This is a genomic window from Paenibacillus sp. GM1FR (assembly GCF_002803315.1).
Lineage (GTDB): Bacteria > Bacillota > Bacilli > Paenibacillales > Paenibacillaceae > Paenibacillus > Paenibacillus amylolyticus.
Map to the genome: position 1 here is coordinate 412,976 of NZ_MKZL01000033.1, position 24,185 is coordinate 437,160.

The following is a 24,185-nucleotide window of genomic DNA, read 5'->3' on the forward strand; positions in this document are numbered from 1 at the left end:
GAGAACAAGTTTTGGTTGAACATAACGCATCGTTATGAACTTGTAATTTTTCATTGCACTGTGGACATTTATTTTCAAAAAGAGTCTTCAACACGTTAAACATGCTTAATCACTCATTTCGGATTAATTTACTTGGTTTTTATTATAACGGATAATATTCGCTGTGTATAGCACTTTTGAGTGATATCGAAATGAGATTTATATTGCACGAAAGGAAGCGCATAACCGATGGATCTTCTGCTTTTTGTCATCATGTTTATACTGGGTCTGGTCGGTTCATTCTTCTCCGGTTTGTTGGGTATTGGTGGGGCCATTATCAATTATCCACTGCTGTTATATGTTCCATCCTGGATGGGACTGGAGCCGTTCTCAGCACATCAGGTATCGTCGATTAGTATGTTTCAAGTGTTCTTCGCTTCACTTGCCGGTGTGATTGCATTCCGCAGAAAAGTAAAAACGGGTAGAAGTGGTGGGGCGTTCGTTCACCGCGGTTTGGTGCTATACATGGGCTCCAGCATTCTTGCTGGCAGTCTGATCGGCGGGTTCATATCCGGTCATCTGGACGGAAGGGTTATTAATCTGATCTATGGCATTCTGGCGATCATGGCGATTGTGCTTATGCTGATTCCCGGAAAGGGAAAGCTTGATACCTCAGCTCCACTGGTGTTTAACCGATGGATTGCAGCAGGCACTGCTTTTGCAGTAGGTATTGTATCAGGAATTGTTGGTGCGGGTGGTGCCTTTATCCTTATTCCTATCATGCTGACGATTCTCAACATTCCCGTACGAACGACGATTGCTTCTTCACTGGCGATTGTATTTATCTCCGCCATTGGCGGCGTTATAGGTAAAATTACGGGTGGAGACATTCCGATGGAACCCATCATCTATACGGTGATCGGTAGTCTGCTGGGGGCATCCCTTGGTTCACGGGTTAGTTCGATGATCAATGTGAGGGTACTTCGATATGCATTAATCGTACTTATCGCCATCACAGCGGTCAAAGTCTGGTCATCCATTCTGTAAAATCACGTATATGGGAATGAACAATGACGATTTCGTAACCAAACGGTTGGATCGCCGTATAAAGGTTATGAACATGAGCTGAAGCGTTGGATACACGATCAAATGAGTTCAGTTTTCGTCCATGGAGCACCTCATCTCCTTTCATGGATACATGTTTAACATTAATAGAAGTTGAGGTATCCACCCTATGATTAACGTACTTACAGAACAGGCTGATGCAGGATATCGGCTAGCTGAGCAGAAAGCATCTCAGTATTTCACCTCTCTTAGGCAGCAACTTATGGATAATACGTATACGACAGCACTTACCCAAGATATTCATGTATGGCAAAAGAAACATATTCATCGTTTTGCCTGGCTTTCTCTTTTATCACCTACCAAAAGAAAACCGGATCCCCGGGATGTTCATAGATATATCCACTGGCTGAATACGACAGGAAAGCTGGATGATTACCTGGATCGGAGTATCTCCTATATTTATATGCGAGATCTGGGGCAAGCCCTTGATTCTCCGGGTACGCAGACCCGAATTCAGAACGTTGTCCAGAATACCAAAAAATACTTTATGCGCTCTGCCACTGGGCGCAAAGGACAGACTGATTATATCAGTCTGGCTGCGTTGTACCGGTGGGGACAGAAAGAGCACATAGAATCCGCTGTCATCTGGGTGATGAACAAATTAAAAAACGTAGCATCCAACATCCCGAAGGAGCTGGATGCAGAGCAGGCACAGCGGAAGCTCATCAAGATCATTCTCGGCGTGGTCCTTCATGTGGACGATGAGATGAATGAGCAGACACCACCTGAAGAACGTGCCCGGAGATTTGATGCGGCGATTCGACTTGGTTATTCGTACGGTTTGACGTATCCATTTGTGGATGATCTGTTGGATTCTCAAGCTTTGACTGTTCAGGAAAAAGAACAATATTCCCTGATGATACGTGATGCACTTCTTACCGGGGTCGTCCCTGATCTGGGGGAGTGGAAAGGCAGCAACCTTGAAGTAATTGAATATGTACATTCGGAGCTTCGGGAAGCATTTGAGTACATCAAGAACTACCAGCATCCAGAGAAACAGCGCACGTTTTTAGAGCAATCCTATGTGTTCTTTCAGTCTCAGGAGATCGATCGCAACAAGAAATTAGCCAATGCGAATTATTCGAATGAAGAATTGTACATTCCGATTATTATCAAATCTTCTTCTTCCCGATTAATCGTCCGGTCTGTTCTCAGTGCACCAGTAGATGAAGGATTCGATCTGCGGACGTTCTATTACGGGATATATAATCAGTTGGCTGATGATTTTGCCGATATGTTTGACGATATGGAAGAAGGGGCAGTAACTCCGTATACGTATTATTTGAAGTACCGAGATTTGCGTCCCGACTTGATTAATCCATATGAATTGTATTGGGCAGTCATCTCTCATCTAATCCATGATGTATATAACTCGGACGCCAAGACCCGCGAGGTCATACTGGATCGTGCCATTAACGGTCTGAAACGTTGTAAAGAACGGTTGGGGCAGCAGAAATATGATGAAGTGATGACGATCTTTGCCTCTGGGCAGCCTGAATTCAATCAACTGGTTCAACAGATGGTGCGAAAAGCAGATGACGTTGATTTCCTTGATAAATTGTTACGGGATCAGGTTGTGCTTCAATTGAAAAATGACAAGCAGGAGAAAGAGGAGTTCAAACAGACCATTCGAACGGTTCGCGAACAGATTAATGTGGAGTTGCAGATTGCGAAGCCCGGTGGCCTTCATGAGATGAAAGAAACACTGATCGATGCAGCCAATTACAGTTTGCAAGGCGACGGAAAAAGGTTACGTCCGATATTAACTTGGGTTATGGGCGTGCGCGAGTATGGTCTTCATGAATCATCCATCGTTCCGCTGCTAAGATCTCTGGAGTACATGCATACCGCTTCCCTGATCTTTGATGATCTGCCAACGCAGGATAATGCTTCGACAAGGCGTGGACGTTCTACGCTGCACCAGGTGCACAATAGTGCCACAGCAGAGCTTACGGGTCTATTTCTTATCCAGAAGGCGATTGGGGAGCAATCCTCATTGGATCGCTTTGATGCGGCGACCGTACTCAGACTCATTCAGTATTCGGCTGAAAAAGCAGAGGATATGTGTATGGGGCAGGCCATGGATCTGAATTCCAAAGGCAAGGCATTGACGCTGGAGCAGTTGAACATGATCTGTTTTTACAAAACAGGCATTGCCTTCGAAGCTGCCCTGGTCATGCCAGCCATACTTGCCCAAGTGAAGGAACCGGAGATGGCTACGCTGAAAAAGTTCGCTTATCATGCGGGGATCGCCTTCCAGATCAAGGACGACTTGCTGGATTTCGAGGGAAATCACCTCATTCTTGGGAAACCTGCAGGTCAGGATGTGCGGAACAACAATTCAACCTTTGTGTCTATTCTGGGTGATGAAGGCGCGAAGAAAGCGATGTGGGAGCATTATTGTCTTGCTACAGATGCATTGAACGAGATGCCGAAACCTATCCCCTTCCTGAGACACCTATTGGATTATCTCGTTGGGCGGGAGCGCTGACCCATTTTCTCGCATTCCCTTACAACACATGACTTATTATGATATATAACGACAAAGGTCAGGATTCCATATGAATGGATTCCAGGCCTTGTTTGACTTTGTAGACACCAAACTTTTGAAAAGATATGTTTCGATAACTGAATTTTTGGGTACTAAGCTGGTATTGTGATTTTAAAACGAACCGATCCTTTGTGGAACAACTTCCTTCCAATTAAAAATCAACTTTCGACTATTTATAACATGAGTTTATATGCCAAAAGGAGAGTTTACAATGCAGGTTCAAAAGGTCGACCATCACGAATTGTTCGAGCAGATCTACAACCAAGCACCTATTGGAATTGCACTCGTTGCTCCGACAGGAGAATGGAGAAAAGTGAACCCCGCATTTTGCTGTATGCTGGGTTTTACTTATGAGGAATTAACGAAGCTCACCTACCAGGATATTACGCATCCGGATGATTCACCACAAGATGTGATGTATAACTGGGAGCTATTCGAAGGTAAATCTAAAGAGTATAAATATGAAAAACGTTATATCCATAAAAATGGTAATATCTTATGGATTTCATTGCATGTTTCATTAGTTCGTAGCGAAATTACGGATGAACCTCTTTACTTCATTTGCCATATTGTTGATATAACTGACCGCAAAATGTCTGAACAAAAACTTCTGCATAGTGAAGAAATGTTCAAACTTATTACAGATCATGCTCAGGAAATCATCTATATTGCTGATCAGGAGGGCGTTTGTCGATTCTGCTCTCCCTCAGTCCAACTTTTATTGGGTTATTCGCCAGAAGAAGTAATTGGTCAAAAAAATGATGCATATTTCCACCCACAAGATCTGGAACGGATCTCACAGATGGACTTGACTAAAGGAAATCTGTTGAATATTAGGGTCCGTCATAAAGAGGGACATTATCTGTGGTTCGAGACCACATACAAGGTCTTTGGTGATGCTGAGCATGGACAGCAGATTCTTTCGATTGGACGAGATGTATCCGAACGAAAAAAACAAAAAGACATCAGTGCAGAGGCTGAACGTATTGCCTTAATTGGTAGTTGGGAATGGGACATGGTCAAAGACCATATTACATTTTCAGATCAGATCTTTGAGATTTTTGAACTTGAACGCACCTGCAAACCATATCGTATAAGTGATGTTTTTGATGTTATGGATTCCGAAGATATAGCCTCTTTACAAAAACATATTACAGGGGTAAAACAGGGTGAACCGCTCGATTTTGAATACAAACATATCAGCTCTGATGGACATGAGAAGTATCTCCACTTACGCGGGCTGATCACGCTCGATGAATATCAGCAGCCAGTTCAGCTGAACGGAACACTACAGGATATCACTGAACGGAAACGTATCGAATTTAAATTACAGGAATCTGTGGAGCGATATACTTCGCTTAAGAAATACAATCATGACGCCATTATTTCGTTTAACATGGATGGTAATATTATGAATGCGAATCCAGTGGCGGTGAAAATGACGGGCTGTCCTGTGGTTGAAATGATGGGCACAAGCATAAGTAGATTCATTGGAGCCAGTAATCTGGGTCTGATCCTGCGGAGTAATAATGAGTTGGCTGAAAAGGAAATCAATGCTGTTCGCCATACGGATGGAACCGAGACAGAAGTCTTGGCTACGCTTGCTCCGATTATTATTAATAACTCTAATGTCGGGTACTACTTGATTGCAAAGGATATTACGGAGCAGAAAAAGCTGCTAGTGGCCAAAGAGACAGCCGAGAGAATGAATAAGGCCAAAAGTGAGTTTCTTGCGATGATGAGCCATGAAATTCGTACACCCATGAACGGTGTAATTGGGATGACGGATTTGCTTTTGGATACTCCTGGACTTAGCGGGGAACAGAAGGAATATATCGAAATCATCCAGAAGAGTGGAGATTCCTTGCTGGCCATCATTAATGATATTCTTGATTTTTCCAAAATTGAGTCAGGTAAAACCGATCTGGTTGAAGATCCTTTTGATCTCGTAGAGATCGTGACCGAGACGGTGCAAATTGTAAAACCGCTGGCTCGTGAAAAGAAGCTGGATGTTCGTATGTGCGTAGAAGATGCTATTCCAACTCCGGTGTATGGTGATGCCTACCGCCTTAAACAGGTACTTACCAATATCATTGGCAACGCGGTTAAATTCACTCCAGAGGGCGGCGTCGAAATTGACGTTGGGATTAAGGAGCAGTGTGGCAATACCGTACAACTTTATTTTAAAGTGAAGGATTCGGGTATTGGGATTCCGGTTGAGAGAAAACAACAATTATTTGAACCTTTCTACCAACTGGAGAATTTCATGACTCGCAAACCTCAGGGCACGGGTCTTGGTCTTGCCATTAGCAAAAAATTGGTGGAGCTTATGCAGGGAGATATTTGGATCGAGGAATCCGATGAGCCGGGTACAATATTTATATTTACCGCCCAATTTAAATTAAATAACGGTGAAGAGAGCAACAGGTTGGATCAACAGCAGAAGAAGAGCAGAACATCAGCCTTACGGATTTTAATTGCAGAAGACAATGAGGTGAATCAACTCGTCCTTAGCAGAATCGTTGAGAAAAAAGGGCACTTCGTGGATCATGTGGCGGACGGTGTTGAGGCGGTTGAGGCGGTCAAACACAATGCATACGATATTGTCTTCATGGATGTGCATATGCCAAGGCTGGATGGATTCGAAGCGACAAAAATGATTAAAGATTTAAAGTCCTCTGAGGATTGTCCATATATTATTGCGGTGACTGCAAATGCCGTAAGAGGAGACATGGAAAACTGCTTGAAGGCAGGCATGGATGCGTATGTCAGCAAACCAATTAAAATTGAGTCCATTATGCAAGTGCTGGAGACCTATTACACCAAAAATAATCTCTAAATATTCATCTCTGATTGAACTAAAAAACGGATCGGCAACAGAGCCGCTAGCTTATCGTCAATAGGCTACCGGCTTTTTTTGCTGTTCCATGATTTGGTCCACTCCTGTATGCCGCATATACGACTGTGCACAAATCCCTAAGGATTTTTGATCCACAGTTTGGAGATGTCCATATATCCGAATTCTGCGATCTGCATGCCGAAGATGCTTTGATCCAGTTCAGCCTGCTTGTTCATGTGACAGCCATGCAAGATCCAGCAGTGATCACGTAGCAAGGCTTCAGCTTCATCCAGGAGCGCAGTACGTTCTGCCCGATGAAGCTTTGCAAAATGATCGAGCTTGTCATCCAATAGAGACTGGAATGCAGGAGACATACACATATGAAAATGGTTGGACAGGTTTTTGAAAAAATGAATCATGCCATACTGCCAATCTTCCTCCAGTATCTCTTCAGCGAGGATCAATTGCGCGTTTGTGGTTTCCTCTGAGTTGAAATAATCCACAACGGCTTGCATGCTGATGTTCATTCCGATGGACAGCGCACGACTCTGAAACCACTCCGCAACGTCTGTATCCTTATTATGCTTATACGATAATGTTATCTTCTCACCCTGGTACCCACAGTTATGCAGCAATTCACGAGCATGCTCAAGAGAGGCAGCGGTCCAGTCTTGGGCTGCACTTCTCCAAGGCAGAAAGCTGCTGGCCGGTGTGATCCGATTCCCGCCGAGATCTCTTACAAGTGCGACCGAATCATAGACGATACGCAGGGCTTGTCGAAATAAGGGATGATGATGGATGCCTTCCTTGTGAAAATTGAACAGCATATACTGACAACCCAGCGCCGGATAATTGATACTGTTGGTCTGATCACAGCCTGTTGCCAGACTTAATCGATCTGTACCCGGTAGATCATAATAGCGATCATTCGGACTCAGGTCAGGCACAAACCAGAAATGCACTTGATCCAGATGTGGCCGGATGCCGTAGTACGCATCAAAAGCGGTAAGCTCCAGCACATCTTCATTCAGCTCAGAGATCTGAAAAGGACCGGTACCTACCAATGTATTGGCTACATTGTAATCGTAGGGCAGGATTGTCATCCGAATACAACTGAACAGATGCAAGAAAAACCGATTAGGACGATGTAGAACAAACTTGATGCAGTAATCACCAGCTACTTCCGCACGTTCGATATCCCGATATAACCAGATGGAGGGACTATGTACATCAATCAATCGTTGCAATGTCGCTTGAACATCCCGGGACGTCATGATACGTCCGTTGTGGAAACGTACACCTTTCCGGAGATAGAAGGTCCATAAGCGATGGTCCTCGCTACACTCCCACATGTGCGCCAGTGCTGGCAGGAATGATTCTGTCTTGGCGTCATAAGTGATCAATGTATTACAGACCTGGCTTAATAGGTAGGTTTCAAATGCAGTATAAACAAAGGCTGGGTCCAAACCACCTAACTGGCGTGACCTCATGATGCGCAGGATATCCTGACCAGAGGCAGTTTCATCGTGGCCGTGAAATCCCATCTGTTGATGAAGGGAGAGCATGAGCTGTTCTCGCAATGTATCATCCATCTGAACGGTTCCGATGAGTTCAATGGCATCTTTCATTTTGCCTTTACCCAAAAGCTCGGTAAAACTCGCTTCCAACGCTTCATTCATACTACGCAGCATCGTTAACTCCGAATGATGTCCCCGTCCACGACCGGGTTGCCAGTGGATGAAGCCTTGCTCCTCCAATTTTCTGAGAATGAATTTCACATTGCGGGGGGTGCAGCACAAGGCAGCGGACAGGCTATCGATCGTTACCGCTACAGGTTCATGAAGTTTGAATGAAAGTTGTTCGGCCCCAGCGAGCCTTATAAAGTGTGTATGCAGGGTATCCATGGCCATGACTCCTCTATTAAAGGTGAAAAGTGTGATCATATGTTTACACTTTTCTTTCCCCCTTTTATCCTTACAATTATACATTAGTAGAAGTTGTTCAAAAAGTCCGCTTTTGATTACGAAAGATGCCTAAAGGCATCATCAGCATCGAATATGGAATTCAGCCGAAATGTCCGTTGCTCACGTAGTTTCCCTACGCTCCGCTACTCCATTTCTAGCTTAATCCCATCTTCTCGGTACTGAAAACCGAACTTTTTGAACACGAATTAGTAGAGGTTGTTCAAAAAGTTCGCTTTTGAAGCACTTAGAAAGAATAGGAGAAGTTCGCATGAAGCAATATTTAAGGCAAATCCACCCCTTGGCATGGACGATCATTATCGGAACCATGTTTGGACGTCTTGTGACGTCAATGAGTATCCCGTTTCTATCCATCTATCTGACACGTGTACTAGATGCTACACCGACCCAGACCGGTATTACTGTGGCGGTTAGCTCGCTGGCAGGTGTAATGGTCAGCTTTTATGGAGGTTATATTTCGGACCGGATCGGGCGCAAAATCGTGATGTTAATCTCGGTATTTAGCTGGGCAGGTGTGTTTTTTATTTTTTCAGCAGCAGAGCATCTATGGGTGTTTTTTGTTGCCAATACGTTAAACGGATTATGCCGCGCAGTATTTGAGCCCACCTCCAGAGCGCTGTTATCGGATATTACTTCTCCGCAGAACAAATTGCTGGTGTTTAACCTCAGATATGCTGCAATTAATCTCGGTGTGGTCTTTGGGCCAATTATCGGATTTCAGCTGGGGTCATCAGAATCAACGTTTCCGTTTGTGATTTCCGGCTTGGTATACATAGCCTATGGACTTGTATTATTTCTCCAATTCAAGCTACAGCATGCCAATCTGCCAGAGCGTCATCAGGCAACCGCACCACGTTTGCGTGAAGCACTTATGACCACTGGTCGCGACCGGGTATTTCTGCCGGTATTGATTGGTACCACATTTTGTGTGCTGGGTTACGGACACTTCAGTTCTACGTTGGCACAGTACTTGGCGAGGAGCCCGATCTTTGAGAACGGAAGTCAGATGTTCTCGTACATGCTATCCCTGAATGCCGTGACGGTACTGATTATTCAGTATCCTCTTGTGAGAACCTTCCGAAACTTCCCACCGCTTGTTCCTCTGATTGTGGGTAACTTGCTGGTGGCAACCAGTCTGATGATGGTTGGAATCGCTGAAGGTGTACTCATGATGATGATGAGTGTCATACTATTTACCATTGGGGAAGTGTTGTTGTTCACCATGATGGATATGCTCATTGACCGGATTGCAAAGCCGGAATGGAAAGGGACGTATTTCGGTACCATCGGATTCAATAATATCGGTAGTGTCATTGCTCCTGTCATGGGCGGGGTGTTATTAAGTCAATTTGGAGCGGAGAATGGTTTCGCTGTTTTTCTACCGATTGCACTGACGACTGCCCTGGGAGTACCTTTTCTTCTGATCGCACATCGACGTCTTGTTGTTAGAGAAAAACAAACAGAGCCTACATCATTAAATATGTAGCGAGAATTGAAAAGTTTAATGGCATGAATTAAATAACAATTCAGTTAAAATTATCTTGACGGATGTTAGTCCAGCGAATACAATAAACAACAAATATGTGAAACGGGTGGGAAGATGATTATGTTTATGCCTATACAGATTTCGAATCGATAACTGAATACGCATGAGCATAGTGACATTAATCCAATTTTTTTGCAATGATCGCGTTGGGACAGTCATGTTTGTGCACCTCTGTCGTGGACGCTCATCATTATTGCGATGCAGAGGAGATACGGGAAATGCTTTGCATTTCATTCGATCTCTTTTGGCTACAAGCTGTAGATGAACATTAGTTCATCTATGGCTTTTTTGCATGCATTCCACCCAATTTGTTCACATGGAAAGGAGAATTTGTTTTGGTTTTTGCAATGAAAATACCTTTAAGGGAAGAAAGAGAGGTAACCATATGAAGCAACCTGCCCAAAGTTATACCATTTGGTTCTCCCAACGTACGGGCAGTACTCTGTTGGGTGACGCTTTAAGTTCTACAGGTGTAGCCGGTTATCCGAGCGAATGGCTGCATTATCAGTTTAAAAGTCCAGATAATTTGAAGCATGAAGATCTGGAGCATATTTGGAGCCATGGGACAACGTCGAACGGTGTGTTTGGCATAAAGATTAATTTTGAACAACGATGGATTGACGCTTTCCGTAGTCTCTATCATCTGCCACCAGAGTTATCGCGAGCTGAGGTATGGAGTACAGGGTTTCCGAATTGTAACAAGCATATATACATGACACGTCGCAACAAAGTCAGATTGGCGGTGTCGTGGTGGAGAGCCATTGTTTCGGGGGAGTGGCATCGCAAGCATGGAGATCGCCCTCACATACAAGATATTGCAGATCAATATAACTTTGATGCGATTAAACATCTGCTTGTTGAGAGTAACATGTGCGAAGCTGCAATCGAAGATTTCCTGTCCGAATCAGGCATTGAACCGCTGACAATTGTTTATGAGGATTTTATACAAGATTATGAGGGGACCGTCATGGATGTGTTAGCGTTTTTGGATGTTCAATCGGACGGCGTTACGGTATCAGCCCCTTCCTTTGACCCGATTGCAGATGAGATCTCTGAACAATGGGTACAACGATTTCGGGAAGAATGCCAGAGAGAATGGGAGAATGTAAGATGGTAAACACACTTGGAAAGATTCATCCGCGGGTAGGAAATGTTGCATTTATTGTTATTATGTATGATTCATCATAGTGAGGAACAAAGGTGGTTTGAATTACTAAAACGGAATAGAATTGTTATGCGAAGGGGTGAGGGGTTATGCCCAAAACAGAGAAACGCTCCATGTCTTGGCTGCTGCGCTATCTAAAACCAGTCAAAGGACGGCTGGCCGTGCTTTTGATCATGTTGCTCACATCAACGGGGCTTCAGCTCTTGAATCCACAGATTATCAAACGATTTATCGATACAGCAGCAAGTGGTGGAGTCCTCACCAATCTTGTTCAGCTTGCAGGAATATTTCTGGTTGTTGCCGTGTTTAATCAACTCATCACGGTAGCGGTCAGTTATTTGGGGAACGATGTGGCCTGGCGGGCCACGAATCAACTGCGCGGAGATCTGCTGAAGCACTGCCTGCGTCTTGATATGCGTTTTCATAATGTGAAAACACCTGGAGAGATGATTGAACGTGTGGATGGTGACGTAACGAGTATCTCCAATTTTTTCGCAATGTTCATTGTGCAAGTGATCGGGAGTTTTGTACTGCTGGCCGGAATTCTCGGGTTCATGTTCAGCGTCAATGTGCCCATTGCTTTGGTTATGACCGTGTTCACATTATTATCGATCCTGTTCATGGTCTTCATCCGAAATCTGGGCGTGGACTCTTCCAAAAATGAACGGGCGGCAAGTGCCTCTCTGTTCGGATTAATTGAAGAACGTATTGCCGGGATTGAAGATGTGCAAGCGAATGGTCATGTGCCGTATGTGATGAACCGCTTTTACCGCACGATGCGCACGGTATTCCGTAAGGGAAGAAAAGCCTGGCTGCTACGAGTTATTCCGTGGAATACCACCGTAGTTCTGTTCGCACTGGCGGTCACTGCGGTGCTTTTGCTGGGTGTGCATTATTATATGGAAGGTCTAATTAGTATCGGAACATTATTTCTGATCTATCAATATACGCAGATGCTGAATGATCCGATTGAAATGCTTGGAGATCAGGTGCAGGAGTTCCAAAAAGCAAAATCCGGCATGCTGCGCTCCAGAGAGCTGTTGTCCATGCAAAGTGTGATTGAAGAGGGTACAGAGGAGCAATTGCCGGAAGGACCTCTTGGTCTGGAATTCAGTCAGGTGCACTTCAGTTATAACCAGGATAAACCGGTATTGCAGGACATTACTTTTGCTATCAAACCTGGTGAACGTCTGGGAATCATCGGTCGCACAGGTAGCGGTAAATCGAGTCTTAGTCGTGTTCTTCTCCGCCTGTACAATCTGGATCGGGGTACGATCCGTGTAGGTGGGACGGATATCACGAAGCTTTCTCTACAAGCGCTCTATCGCAGGGTGGGAATGGTGACACAGGATGTGCAGTTGTTTGATGGCACGCTGCGTGATAACCTGACCCTGTTCAATGGAGATGTATCGGATCAGATGATCAAGGAGACGACGGATCGCCTTGGACTTAGCCAATGGATTAATTCACAACCAGAAGGACTTAATACGTATTTGGCTGCAGGCGGAGCTTCATTGTCGGCAGGGGAAGCACAGTTATTTGCCTTAACCCGCGTATTCCTGACCGAACCGAGTCTGGTTATTCTGGATGAGCCTTCATCGCGTCTAGATGCTGCGACCGAAGGTATGCTGCAATCTGCAATTGACCAGTTAATGAAACAATCCACAGGAGTGATTATTGCTCACCGACTGGCTACGCTGGAGAAAGTTGACCGGATTATGGTGCTCGGTGATGGGAAGGTACTGGAGTTTGGAGCGAGAGAAGAACTTGCCAGTAACCCTGCATCTCACTATGCCAGACTGCTGATTACAGGCCGAGAGGAGGAATTGGCATGACTGTAGCAGGATTTATAGGCCGTTTGTTTCGATTCAGGCCTTTGTTATTTGTAATCAACGGATTGTTATGGTGTATATTTCATTCCTTGCCGTTAGCTATTGGTATTGGGATGCAGTGGTTTTTTGATCGGACAACAGCGGGTTCTAATGACTACATGTGGCTTGCTGTGCCGCTTGTCTTTATTGCTTTAGTCCGAATGGCACGGGTAGGCACATTTTTTGTAGCCTTTTATGCATGGGTCACGTATCTGTATCATGTTCAGGCGATTTTGCGAACCAACATGCTCGCAGCAATCATGCGCTGGCCTGGGCGTAATCTTCCGGCTTCACCAGGGGAGGCGATGAGTCGCTTTCGGGATGATGTCGATGAAGTCGTCGAGTATGTAGAATCATGGGTGGACTTCTGGGGACGACTTGTATTTGCTGTTGTGTCTATCGTCATTATGGCGAACATTAATTGGCAGATCACATTGGTTGCCGTGTTACCATTGGTGGTCGTGACCTTACTTAACAACCTGTCCGGGAATCGGGCTCGGAAGTATGCACAGGTTAATCGTGAAGCGACTGGGCGAATTACCAGTTTTATTGCGGAAACATTTGGAGCTGTGCAAGCTCTGAAACTGGGTCAGGCCGAAGAGAATGTCTCTTTACGTTTCAATCAGTTGAATGAAGATCGTCGCCAGGCTGCACTTCGAGACAATCTGTTCAAGCAGTGGATGAGATCGATGAATCAGTATGTTCTAAGTATCTGTACCGGATTGATTCTACTGATGTGTGCAGCTGAGATGAAAGCAGGTAACTTTACCGTAGGTGATTTTGCCTTATTCACCAGTTATCTGGCCAATATCGGATTTAGCATTTCACTGTTTGGTTATATGGTGTTTCAGCACAAAAGGCTCAAGGTATCCTATGATCGTATGCGTAAGCTATTCCGCCCAGGGGAAGAAGACCAGATCATGGATTCGAGGGAAATCTATCTGTATGAAGATCCGCCGGAACTTGTAAGTGAACAGAGGGACCCTAAGGAGAAGTTGCAATCTCTTGAGGTGAATAAGCTGACTTATCAATATCCGAATTCTGAAAATGGCATAGAAGAGATCAGTTTTCGTCTGAAACGCGGACAATTTCTTGTGATTACGGGACGGATCGGATCAGGTAAATCAACGCTTGTACGCACACTTCTTGGACTGTTACCCAAACAAAAAGGGGACATTCACTGGAATGGAGCAGCTGTTGATCCAGCCACATTCCTGATGCCGCCTAGAGCCGCGTATACCCCTCAAGTGCCAAGATTGTTCAGTGATACGTTGAAAGAAAATATCGTCCAGGGCAAACAGGGTAACACCGAGCAAGCCCTTGAAAAAGCCATTCGTCTGGCTGTGATGGAGAAGGATATCAAACATCTGGATCAGGGGCTTGAGACCCCGGTTGGTCCAAGAGGGGTGATGCTGTCAGGCGGGCAGATTCAGCGCGCGGCCACAGGACGCATGTTAATGACGGAGGCGGACCTGTTTATCTTTGATGACCTGTCCAGTGCACTGGATGTGGAGACAGAACAACAAGTATGGGAAGGGCTGTTCCAAGAGCCGGATGTCACATGCATCGCAGTTTCTCACCGCAGGGCAGCACTTTCCAAAGCAGATCACATTATCGTGATGAAAGATGGACGCATTGAAGCCGAGGGAAGTTTAGCCGAATTGCTTGCCACCAATGAAGAGATGCAGCTGCTGTGGCAAGGGGAACAAACCCCCGCCAAAGTTGGATAGCTTTGAAAATTTAGAAAAGATAATAAAAAAGCAAAAAAGCCTTACAGACGACTCCTTGAAAGAGTACAGTCTGTAAGGCTTTTTATCGTTATAACGAGTGTAACGATGGTAATATTTTTATCTCATCATTTGAGCAATCAAGGAATACGCAATGATGACCAGAAAGATAATAGTGATATGGTTAATGGAGAAGATAAACATCCGTTTGGACCATTTCTCTGTTTCTTTCTTATCAAAGGTAGCCACACTAAGAATGAGCCAGGCCAAGCTAACCAGAAATGCCACAATAGCGACAAATGGACTCATCGGCCAGAATAAAAAGCTGGAAATCAGTAACAGTACCAGATACACATTTGTCTGAATGTATGTCCGTCTGATGCCTTTAACAACGGGTAGCATGGGAACACCAGCAGCTTTGTATTCGTCAAAACGACGAATCGCAATCCCGTAGAAGTGAGGCATTTGCCATAAGAGCATCGTAACGACCAATGCCCAGATCTCGAAATGACCCAGTTCCGGTGAAATGGCTGCCCAACCGATGAGTGGAGGCACAGCACCCGAAAGACTTCCCACTTCCGTGTTGTAGATCGTTGTACGTTTGGTCCACATCGTGTAAGGGAACACGTAAAGCAACAGACCCAAAATACCAAATACAGCAGCGGATGGGGAAGCGATGTACAACATGATGCCCCCGATGATGGTGATTGCAATACCGAGAATTAGACCCGACTTGGTATCTACGCGTCCCGTAACGGTAGGACGTTTCTTCGTACGTTCCATGATCGCATCAATATCACGATCATACAAGTTGTTAAACACTCCTGCAGCTCCAATAATGAGAGAAGACCCAATAAAGGAAAGGATGATTGGTACAATATTAGCTAAGATTGAAGCATCAAATACATATAAAGCCAAACTTAAACCCGCAAACATGGCGATCAGGTTGGACTTGATGATTCCGATTTTGATCGTATCGAAGAATACTTTCGGAATCGAGCTATACTCCAGGCTGATATTGGTCTGTGAACCATTGTTCAATGTTTTCAAGAACTCACTTCCTATATCTATACTTATATATTATGTCGCTATTATACCATTCAATACACTATGTGATTTAATTAACGTTTTAGTATTTAAAATAATGTCATTTGATTGTGAACAATTTAAAAACAAGGTTGTTTTTAATTGTTAAATAATAATTTCTGTGTTACAGGAGAGAATCCAAAAATCCGGGTATAACAGTGATTTAAAGTTTGTTCTGTCATTGTAGTGTAAGTGTAAATAATCTTTTATTCAACTCACACAGGCTGGATTGAAGAAGGTAGTTAAAGATATATGTTGCAAAATGGTTAGGTTTTGTTTATTGTAGATATAAGATATCTTTAATAGTCTTGTTTAAATGTGTTCTTGTAAATCTCCGATATTACTTTCTTAAGAGAGAGCGGAGGTTATTTTTAAATCTTAATTAGAGATATTAAATGTCTGGAAAGGGTGTATAATATGAGTAATATGAATCAACTTTTGGATGTACTTATTATTGGTGGAGGACCAGCGGGGCTTAATGCAGCCCTAGTACTTGGCAGGGCCCGCAAGAACGTTGTGGTCATTGATGATGAGACACCGCGTAACTGGGTTACAAGGGAGACTCATGGGTTTGTGACAAGAGATGGGGCAAGTCCACGTGAATTCCGGAAAGCTGCCAAAGAACAGATTGCAGCGTATCCTTCAGTTCAATTTGCATCCGATACAGCAACAACGATAACAGGTAGCGATGGTGATTTTGTAGTTAAGACTACTCAGGGGGTAAGCTATCGCACGAAAAAGATTTTGTTTGCAGTAGGTAAGAAAGACCTGCCCTTGGATATCAACGGATTAACAGAGGTTTACGGTAAAAGTGCGTTTGTGTGTCCATATTGTGATGGATGGGAGTTAAGAGACCAAGCGCTGGTCATCATCGTTAGTGGAGATAAGGCATTACATATGGCAAAAGTCATATCCGGCTGGACAGATCGTTATACGATCTGTACGAATGGATCAGATTCCTTAACCGATGAGCAGCGTGAAGAGTTGGAGCAGCATCATGTTACTGTATTCGATGCACCGATTCAATCCATTAACTCTGAAGAAGGGATGGTACAGCAAGTTGTACTGAATGACGGTACAGTGATCCCATGCACGGCTGTCTTCTTCCAACCGAAACTATTTACCGGATCAGAACTGCCAAAGGCCATCGGTTGTGAAATTACAGAGTCAGGAACGGTTATCGTTGATGCTTCGGGCAAAACATCCGTAGCGGGTGTATACAGTGCTGGTGATGCAGCATCCGAGATGTATCAGGCAATCACGGCTGCGTCTCTGGGGGCATTGTCTGCGGTAAGCATTAATAATGAATTGAATTTCGAGAAGTGGGATGAGCCAAGTCATCATTAGAATACATTAAAAAGCGTCATAAAATCATAGCGTCATTGGTTCATACAGTAGGGGATTGCATATGCAATCCTCTATTTGTTGTTATTCAATTTAAACGTTGAACGGTTCAATTAAAAGTAATTCAGCCGGAAGAAAATTTGATATTAAATCAATTATGGTTTATTGTATTATCAAATGATACATATTACTATCATTTATAAAATCAACAAAGGAGAGATCACTTATGAATGAAAGCGGAACAGCCATCACATGGCTAACGAATACCTTGCTCCACGGCGTACAGTTAAGAGGTGATCATCATGAGTGATGCAACTTACATTCCACAGCCCAAAATGTATGGGCCCCTTGGCAATCTGCCTTTGATAGATAAAGATAAACCAACGCTGTCGCTAGGTGTCCTGGCTGAACAGCATGGACCAATATATAGACTTACCGTTCCTGGTTATTCCGGTTTAATCGTATCTGGACCAGATCTTGTCGCGGAGTTATGCGATGTGTCCCGTTTTGACAAATATGTATACAATGAACTCGAAAATGTACGTGCCTTTGGAGGCGATGGTTTATTTACAAGCAGAACTTCGGAGCCCAACTGGAAAAAAGCCCATAACATCCTGCTTCCCACCTTCAGCAAACAGGCCATGAAAGGTTATCATCCCATGATGGTTGATATTGCCGAACAGTTGATCAACAAGTGGGCACGCCTCAATTCCAACGATACGATTGATGTTGCGGATGATATGACACGCCTTACGTTGGATACCATTGGACTATGTGGATTCAATTATCGGTTTAACAGTTTTTACAGACAGGACCACAGTCCTTTTATTGAAAGCATGGTTCGGGCATTAAATGAAGCTATGCAGAAAAGTTCCCGTTTGAAAATTCAGAATCTGCTTATGGTGAAAACCAAACGACAGTTCCAGGAGGATATTCAGACGATGTTCTCTCTGGTAGATCAGATTATAGAGGAACGTAAAGCGAGTTCAGCACCCGAAGAGGTCGACTTGCTCGCACGTATGTTGAATGGCAAAGATCCGGAGACTGGAGAAATGCTGGATGATGAGAACATCCGGTATCAGATTATTACGTTTCTCATTGCCGGACATGAAACCACGAGTGGTTTGTTATCTTTTGCTCTTTACTTTCTACTGAAAAATCCGGATTCGCTTCAAAAGGCGTATGACGAGGTAGATCAGATATTGGTCAGTGACTCACCACAGTACGAGGAAATTCTTCAGCTTTCCTATATTCGCATGATTCTCAGTGAATCGTTACGTCTCTGGCCAACAGCCCCGGGATTTGACGTATATGCCAAAGAAGACACCGTCATAGGTGGCAAATATCCCTTGAAGAAAGGGGAAAGTTGCAGTATTCTTCTGCCCCAGCTACACCGTGACAGAGAGGCCTGGGGAGAGGATGCGGAACTATTCCGTCCAGAGCGATTTGAAGATACGACGAAAGTGCCTCATCATGCGTATAAACCTTTTGGTAATGGGGAGAGAGCGTGTATCGGCATGCAGTTTGCTTTATATGAAGCAACACTTGTGCTTGGCATGGTCCTCAAACATTTTGAACTGATCGATTATAGCAACTATGAGTTAGATGTTAAACAGACACTGACATTGAAGCCGGGAGACTTCCGGATCCAGGTGAAAGCGCGCGAAGTCTCACAAAAGGTGAATAAGTCTGCCAGATTTGTGGAAGAGAAACCTGCTCCTGTTGTTCATAAAAATATAGCAAGTGACAGCCTGATGGGAGAAATCCTGGCCGTTGAAGCAGATGCTGAGCCTTCGCTCCTGGTGTTATATGGTTCCAATCTGGGAACGGCAGAAGGCATTGCCCGAGAGCTTGTGGAAAAAGGTCGTTCGTATGGAATCCCAAGTGAAGCAGCCACTCTGAATGAGTGGGTTGGCCGCATACCTCGCCAAGGTGTCGTTCTCATCGTCACTGCTTCGTATAACGGTAAACCTCCGCAAAATGCTACGGCATTTGTAGACTGGTTGAAGGGAGCAGAGTCAGAGGAAGCACGGGATGTAAACTATGCCGTTCTGGGTTGTGGAGATCGGAGTTGGTCCGGGACGTACCAGAGCATTCCTCGAATAATAGATGAGAGGCTTGAAGAATGGGGAGGTAAAAGACTGTTATACCGCGGTGAAGCCGATGCCGGAGGTGATATGGAGAAACAAGTCGAGGCGTGGCAGCATATGTTGTGGCCACAGGTGTTGAGTGTCTTGGGGATTAGCGAGGAAGCAATAAAATCCTCCAAGCCAAGCACAAGCAGACTTCAAATGGAGTTTGTCCGTGAGAAAACGGATATGCCTCTTGCACGAACTTATGATGCCAGCTATGCCACGGTTGTAGTTAATAAAGAGCTTCAGGCGCTGGGAAGTGGAAGAAGCACACGTCACATCGAAGTGTTACTGCCTGAAGGCATGAGTTATAGAGAAGGCGATCATCTCGGCGTGTTGCCTAGCAATCAGAAGCAGAACGTGGATCGGATACTCAGTCGGTTCGGACTACGTGGGGATACTCCGATCCAATTAACTTCGGACGTCAGCCATCTTACACACCTACCACTGAACAGACCCGTCAAGATTCATGAGTTGCTCGCTTATTGTGTGGAATTGCAGACACCAGTCTCCAGAACACAGTTGCAGGAGTTAGCTAATCATACGGTATGTCCACCTCATAAGAGCGAACTGGAAGGCATGTTGGACGAAAACAGCTACAGGGATTATATTCTTGCCAATCGAATCACCATGTTGGACCTGCTAGAAAAGTATGAGGCGTGTGAGCTGCCTTTCGAAAGGTTCCTTGAACTATTGCCTCCGCTTAAGCCCAGATATTATTCAATATCCAGCTCGCCAAGCCTGAATTCCGAGCAAGCGAGTATAACCGTATCGGTAGTAAGAGAACCTGCATGGAGTGGTAAGGGCGAATATCTGGGAGTTGCTACATCGTACCTCGCTGGTTGTCAATCCGGAGAAGATATTCTGATGTTTGTACGTACACCTGAATCCGAATTTTATCTGCCGGAAGAGGTTGATGTTCCCATGATCATGGTGGGACCAGGGACGGGGGTTGCACCGTTCAGAGGTTTCCTCCAGGCGAGAGCGGTCATGAAACAGAGAGGTTTGCCACTGAGTGAGGCGCATTTATTCTTTGGGTGCAGGAATGAATCAGATTTCATATATCGTCAGGAGCTTGAACAATACGAGCGAGAAGGGATCGTTAAACTACACACTGCTTTTTCTCGTGCGGATGGCAAGCCCAAAACGTATGTACAGCATCTGATGAAGGAGAATTCCGAACAGTTGATTCACATGCTGATGAGCAAAGGAAAACTCTACGTATGCGGGGAAGGAAGCCAGATGGCCCCTGCGGTAGAAGAGACTTTACAGCAAGCATATCAGAAGGTGCAGGGAGCAACGATGCAGCAAGCGAAAGACTGGCTCATTCAGCTTCAGGCCGAAGGACGCTACGTGCAAGACGTGTGGGCAGGTAATAAACGAACAAGTGAAACTCCTAAAGCTGTGCATGAGGAGGTACATTAAGACGGAGATGACTCCAATATCTACTAATATACAGTCCTTAATATACTCAAGCTAACAAACAGCCGCTTAATCTGGAGCTTTGTCTCCAAATTAGCGGCTGTTATGATGATCTGACCATGAGCCGTCGCTCGGTTCATTTTCTCACTCCTGAACTGTTAGCGTTTACATTAAAATTTGAAATAAAAATGATTGACAGTCCTTATCTGAACGAGTTTAATTATATAGACCGATTGTTATAATTATTTGAAGGAAGTGGCTTTCGTTGAGTGAAAAGTCTAATGCTAGAGAGTCTATTGTCAGCACAGCAGCGAGACTGTTTTTTTCACAAGGATATCATGCGACCGGTCTGAATCAGATCATCAAAGAGAGTAGTACGCCGAAAGGGTCGTTGTATCATTATTTCCCGCAAGGCAAGGAAGAGCTCGCGCACGAGTGTATTCAAAAAGCCAATGAACATATCTTGCAGACATTTGAGAAAACATTTGCAGCCCACGACAATACGGGGGATGCCATTCAGAGATTTATTCATGATTTGGCTCATGAAACAGAAGCAGCCGGGTTTACCGGATTTCTGCCATTCAGCTTCTGGGCAGCTGTGGAGACATCGTGTATTAGTCAGCAGTTGCGTATTGCATGTCAGGGTGTGTTTGCAGATTGGCAGGATGTCATTAAGAAACATCTGATTCTGGATGGCGTTGGTGAAGAGAAGGCGCGGGAGACGGCACTTCTGATCATTTCTTTGATGGAGGGAGCACTGATTATCAGCCTGACGAATCAGGATAAACAGCCTCTGCTGACGGCTGCTGAGTATTTGTCGGTTGTGACGAAGAACGCCAAACAGATTCAATAATTTATACCAAGAGACAGAGAAAAAGAAAGTTTGATACGTTTGAGGAGGATGGGATCGTGGAGGTTTCCATGAAGGCTGGTTCTGCACAGAATCAACAAGAAACAAAGCAATACAAGGTATTTCCGATTTTGTTCGCAATGCTGCTGAGCGGCTTTATTGGTCTGTTTGGAGAAACGGCATTAAACGTGGCATTGACGCCACTTATGGCTCTACTGGAAGTAGGTCCTACAACGATTCAATGGTTAACTACAGGTTACTTGCTTGTGTTGGGAATCCTGGTACCGGTATCCGGTATGCTGTTGCAGTGGTTTACCACAAGACAGCTGTTTACAACATCTTTGATTTTCTCGATTGCAGGAACATTTGTTGCTGCACTTGCACCTAGCTTCGAAATTCTGTTGGTGGCACGGGTACTGCAGGCGATAGGTACAGCGCTATTGTTGCCACTGATGTTTAACACCATATTGGTTATTTTCCCGATTGAAAAACGTGGTGCTGCCATGGGATTGATTGGTTTGGTTATTATGTTTGCACCAGCAAGCGGTCCGAGTATCTCCGGTCTGATTCTGGCTAATCTGAGCTGGCATTGGATCTTCTGGATCTCCTTGCCGTTCTTCATTATCTCACTGGTATGCGGCTTGTTGTTCTTGCCAAATATTTCGAAATTGACCAAGCCCAAAATTGACGTACTGTCCATTATCCTTTCTACCCTTGGTTTTGGTGGTATCGTATACGGCTTCAGTAGTGCAGGGGGACATGGAGAAACTGGCGGAGGCTGGACGAGTCCGGTCGTTGTTGCCACTCTCGTTATTGGTGTGTTGTCCTTGCTGTTATTCAGTATCCGTCAGTTGAGAATGAAACAGCCAATGATGGATTTGCGAGCGTTCAAATATCCGATGTTTACGATTGGCTTGATCCTGATATTCATCTGTATGATGATGATGCTGTCATCCATGCTGATCCTGCCAATGTATCTGCAACAAGGTATGGCCGTTACAGCGTTAACTGCCGGACTGGTTCTATTGCCGGGTAGTCTGCTGAATGGTTTACTGTCTCCGGTCATGGGCCGACTGTTTGACAAGTTTGGTCCGAAGTGGCTTGTGATTATTGGTCTGGCTGTCGTAACGGTTGTACTCTTCATGTACACTGGAATTACACCTACAACAACACTGGCCAAAATTATTACGCTGCATGTGTTCATGATGGTCGGAATCTCGATGATTATGATGCCTGCACAGACGAATGGTCTGAACCAATTGCCACGTGAGTATTATCCTCACGGTACTGCCATCATGAATACATTGCAACAGGTATCCGGAGCGATCGGTACGGCTGTTGCGGTAAGTATACTGAGCGCAGGACAATCCCGCTTTTTGAGCGGAGTGGCGAATCCGGAAAGTCCAGAAAATCAACTGGCAGGTTTCACGTCAGGTGTACAGAATGCTTTTGTATTCGCATTAGTTCTGTCGATTATCGGTCTGATTACTTCACTCTTTGTGAAACGGGTCAAAGTAGGATCAACGCCAGGACAACAAGGTCCTATGCATTAATCCATTAACTAACAATAATAATTAGATATTGTATAAGAGCGGTGTGCCCCTAACTTTAAGGACGCATCGCTTTTTTGCGTAATTTATTCTATCTTTTTTGGTGTTGACGTGAAACGGGTTACAGCCTTTAGAGTAAAAATGTAGCCGGAATACGGCGGTTTAAAGAATGAATTTCAGAGCAAATACTTCATGTTACGGCAAAATTGTATATGTTCATACTAATATAAAAGGGTAATATAGAATGTAATAGTACAATTTTTAACCAATTCGAAAACGGTTTATATTTTATTTTTAATCAAGGAGACTTCATTATGATCATCATCAATCCCATTGGTAATAACATTGAAAAGATGCTGTTGCACTACGAAAAAAACGGCCATCTCACTCTACAGGCTTCGCTTATTAGTAATCGCTCGGTTGTATATAGATTGCAAGACTATTGTCTCAAGGTATATGCTTCACGTGCAAGATTGGATGGGGAGATGGAAAGTGAGGCACTTAGGGCATTGCAGAGTAATCCTTATGCACCCAAATTGTATGCGTATTCACCAGGTGAGTACACCCTGACAGAGTGGATTGAAGCATTCAAACTGAAAGAGTACCGTGTAACCTATGGACACATTCCTCCCAACTTGATATACGATATGTTTACGACGGAACTTCAGCAGATTCATGCTGGATATTGGGACTGGGATGTCATCCGATATGAGAATTTACACTGGACCAAGACAGGTCATGTGAAGAGAATGAACTTTTGGTTGTGTGAGCCTGTAAACTCCAGACGTGAGAACTTATATAACCAGGTCATTCGAAGAATTGATAACATCTACAATGGCGATTGTACCGAAATGGAGGCGATGAAACAGTACTTTTATCGTCACCAGTTGACTTCATTAGAGATCGAACAAGCTTTCAGCGATTTCAGGTCCCAACGGCCAAGACTAGCGATAGCACAATAAATCATATACTTAAAACCCCAAAGATATTAGAGAATCTTTGGGGTTTCTTTTATG

General features: G+C 44.4%; 15 protein-coding genes. 12 read left to right on the forward strand and 3 right to left on the reverse strand.

The genetic code is table 11. The features are described from left to right. The first annotated feature begins 228 nt into the window (after positions 1-228). Positions 229-1,026: a sulfite exporter TauE/SafE family protein gene (locus PAEAM_RS21855; protein ID WP_100528953.1), complete on the forward strand. Its 798-nt coding sequence runs from the start codon at positions 229-231 to the stop codon at positions 1,024-1,026. Here the strand turns inward: PAEAM_RS21855 and PAEAM_RS31920 are convergent. Next, a complete protein-coding gene (locus tag PAEAM_RS31920) occupies positions 1,001-1,171 on the reverse strand; it encodes a hypothetical protein (protein WP_155985036.1) in 171 nt (56 codons plus the stop codon). The genes PAEAM_RS21855 and PAEAM_RS31920 overlap by 26 nt on opposite strands. A 42-nt stretch (positions 1,172-1,213) precedes the next feature. Here PAEAM_RS31920 and PAEAM_RS21860 point away from each other — a divergent pair, with 42 nt between their 5' ends. Then, on the forward strand, positions 1,214-3,595 hold the full coding sequence (locus PAEAM_RS21860; protein WP_100528954.1) for a polyprenyl synthetase family protein: 2,382 nt from the start codon (positions 1,214-1,216) through the stop codon (positions 3,593-3,595). Positions 3,596-3,866: 271 nt separating this feature from the next. Next, positions 3,867-6,494, forward strand: a complete 2,628-nt coding sequence (locus PAEAM_RS21865; protein WP_165790009.1) for a PAS domain S-box protein — start codon at positions 3,867-3,869, stop codon at positions 6,492-6,494. A gap of 137 nt (positions 6,495-6,631) precedes the next feature. Here the strand turns inward: PAEAM_RS21865 and PAEAM_RS21870 are convergent, their stop codons facing one another. Then, positions 6,632-8,398, reverse strand: coding sequence for an ABC transporter substrate-binding protein (locus PAEAM_RS21870; RefSeq protein WP_100528956.1), 1,767 nt, complete (start codon positions 8,396-8,398; stop codon positions 6,632-6,634). A gap of 328 nt (positions 8,399-8,726) precedes the next feature. Between PAEAM_RS21870 and PAEAM_RS21875 the strand changes: the two genes are divergently transcribed. The 4 genes from PAEAM_RS21875 to PAEAM_RS21890 all read left to right on the forward strand — a co-directional run bounded on the left by PAEAM_RS21875 (position 8,727) and on the right by PAEAM_RS21890 (position 14,788). Beyond that, complete coding sequence (locus PAEAM_RS21875) at positions 8,727-9,962, forward strand: MDR family MFS transporter (protein ID WP_100528957.1); 1,236 nt, start codon at positions 8,727-8,729, stop codon at positions 9,960-9,962. 445 nt (positions 9,963-10,407) lie between these two features. Continuing rightward, positions 10,408-11,139, forward strand: coding sequence for a Stf0 family sulfotransferase (locus tag PAEAM_RS21880; protein WP_100528958.1), 732 nt, complete (start codon positions 10,408-10,410; stop codon positions 11,137-11,139). Positions 11,140-11,276: 137 nt separating this feature from the next. Next, complete coding sequence (locus tag PAEAM_RS21885; RefSeq protein WP_100528959.1) at positions 11,277-13,022, forward strand: ABC transporter ATP-binding protein; 1,746 nt, start codon at positions 11,277-11,279, stop codon at positions 13,020-13,022. Continuing rightward, positions 13,019-14,788 carry an ABC transporter ATP-binding protein gene (locus tag PAEAM_RS21890; protein ID WP_100528960.1) on the forward strand — a complete coding sequence of 590 codons (1,770 nt, stop codon included), beginning with the start codon at positions 13,019-13,021 and terminating at the stop codon, positions 14,786-14,788. The genes PAEAM_RS21885 and PAEAM_RS21890 overlap by 4 nt, the downstream gene beginning before the upstream one ends. A gap of 117 nt (positions 14,789-14,905) precedes the next feature. On the opposite strand, the gene cyoE is transcribed toward PAEAM_RS21890, so the two are convergent. Continuing rightward, the gene (gene cyoE / locus PAEAM_RS21895; RefSeq protein ID WP_036608378.1) at positions 14,906-15,835 is read right to left on the reverse strand and encodes a heme o synthase; all 930 of its coding nucleotides are present in this window, start codon (positions 15,833-15,835) and stop codon (positions 14,906-14,908) included. Between the two features lie 462 nt (positions 15,836-16,297). On the opposite strand from cyoE, the gene PAEAM_RS21900 reads away from it, so the two are divergent. The 5 genes from PAEAM_RS21900 to PAEAM_RS21920 all read left to right on the forward strand — a co-directional run bounded on the left by PAEAM_RS21900 (position 16,298) and on the right by PAEAM_RS21920 (position 24,131). Then, on the forward strand, positions 16,298-17,218 hold the full coding sequence (locus PAEAM_RS21900) for an NAD(P)/FAD-dependent oxidoreductase (RefSeq protein WP_100529000.1): 921 nt from the start codon (positions 16,298-16,300) through the stop codon (positions 17,216-17,218). A gap of 299 nt (positions 17,219-17,517) precedes the next feature. Continuing rightward, positions 17,518-20,772, forward strand: coding sequence for a bifunctional cytochrome P450/NADPH--P450 reductase (locus tag PAEAM_RS21905; protein WP_100528961.1), 3,255 nt, complete (start codon positions 17,518-17,520; stop codon positions 20,770-20,772). Positions 20,773-21,034: 262 nt separating this feature from the next. Continuing rightward, positions 21,035-21,622 carry a TetR/AcrR family transcriptional regulator gene (locus PAEAM_RS21910; protein WP_047842796.1) on the forward strand — a complete coding sequence of 196 codons (588 nt, stop codon included), beginning with the start codon at positions 21,035-21,037 and terminating at the stop codon, positions 21,620-21,622. 68 nt (positions 21,623-21,690) lie between these two features. Then, positions 21,691-23,172, forward strand: coding sequence for a DHA2 family efflux MFS transporter permease subunit (locus PAEAM_RS21915; RefSeq protein ID WP_074096886.1), 1,482 nt, complete (start codon positions 21,691-21,693; stop codon positions 23,170-23,172). 311 nt (positions 23,173-23,483) lie between these two features. Further along, entirely contained in the window at positions 23,484-24,131 is a 648-nt protein-coding gene (locus tag PAEAM_RS21920) for a protein kinase family protein (protein WP_100528962.1), read from the forward strand. Positions 24,132-24,185 lie beyond the last annotated feature (54 nt).

Bases quoted from the DNA above. Each gene is read 5' to 3' on its own strand.
- PAEAM_RS21855 (WP_100528953.1), top strand. From the start codon at position 229: ATGGATCTTCTGCTTTTTGTCATCATGTTTATACTGGGTCTGGTCGGT.
- PAEAM_RS21920 (WP_100528962.1), top strand. From the start codon at position 23,484: ATGATCATCATCAATCCCATTGGTAATAACATTGAAAAGATGCTGTTG.
- PAEAM_RS21885 (WP_100528959.1), top strand. From the start codon at position 11,277: ATGCCCAAAACAGAGAAACGCTCCATGTCTTGGCTGCTGCGCTATCTA.
- PAEAM_RS21890 (WP_100528960.1), top strand. From the start codon at position 13,019: ATGACTGTAGCAGGATTTATAGGCCGTTTGTTTCGATTCAGGCCTTTG.
- PAEAM_RS21860 (WP_100528954.1), top strand. From the start codon at position 1,214: ATGATTAACGTACTTACAGAACAGGCTGATGCAGGATATCGGCTAGCT.
- PAEAM_RS21880 (WP_100528958.1), top strand. From the start codon at position 10,408: ATGAAGCAACCTGCCCAAAGTTATACCATTTGGTTCTCCCAACGTACG.
- PAEAM_RS21915 (WP_074096886.1), top strand. From the start codon at position 21,691: ATGAAGGCTGGTTCTGCACAGAATCAACAAGAAACAAAGCAATACAAG.
- PAEAM_RS31920 (WP_155985036.1), bottom strand. From the start codon at position 1,171: ATGAAAGGAGATGAGGTGCTCCATGGACGAAAACTGAACTCATTTGAT.
- PAEAM_RS21900 (WP_100529000.1), top strand. From the start codon at position 16,298: ATGAATCAACTTTTGGATGTACTTATTATTGGTGGAGGACCAGCGGGG.
- PAEAM_RS21905 (WP_100528961.1), top strand. From the start codon at position 17,518: ATGAGTGATGCAACTTACATTCCACAGCCCAAAATGTATGGGCCCCTT.
- PAEAM_RS21870 (WP_100528956.1), bottom strand. From the start codon at position 8,398: ATGGATACCCTGCATACACACTTTATAAGGCTCGCTGGGGCCGAACAA.
- PAEAM_RS21875 (WP_100528957.1), top strand. From the start codon at position 8,727: ATGAAGCAATATTTAAGGCAAATCCACCCCTTGGCATGGACGATCATT.
- PAEAM_RS21865 (WP_165790009.1), top strand. From the start codon at position 3,867: ATGCAGGTTCAAAAGGTCGACCATCACGAATTGTTCGAGCAGATCTAC.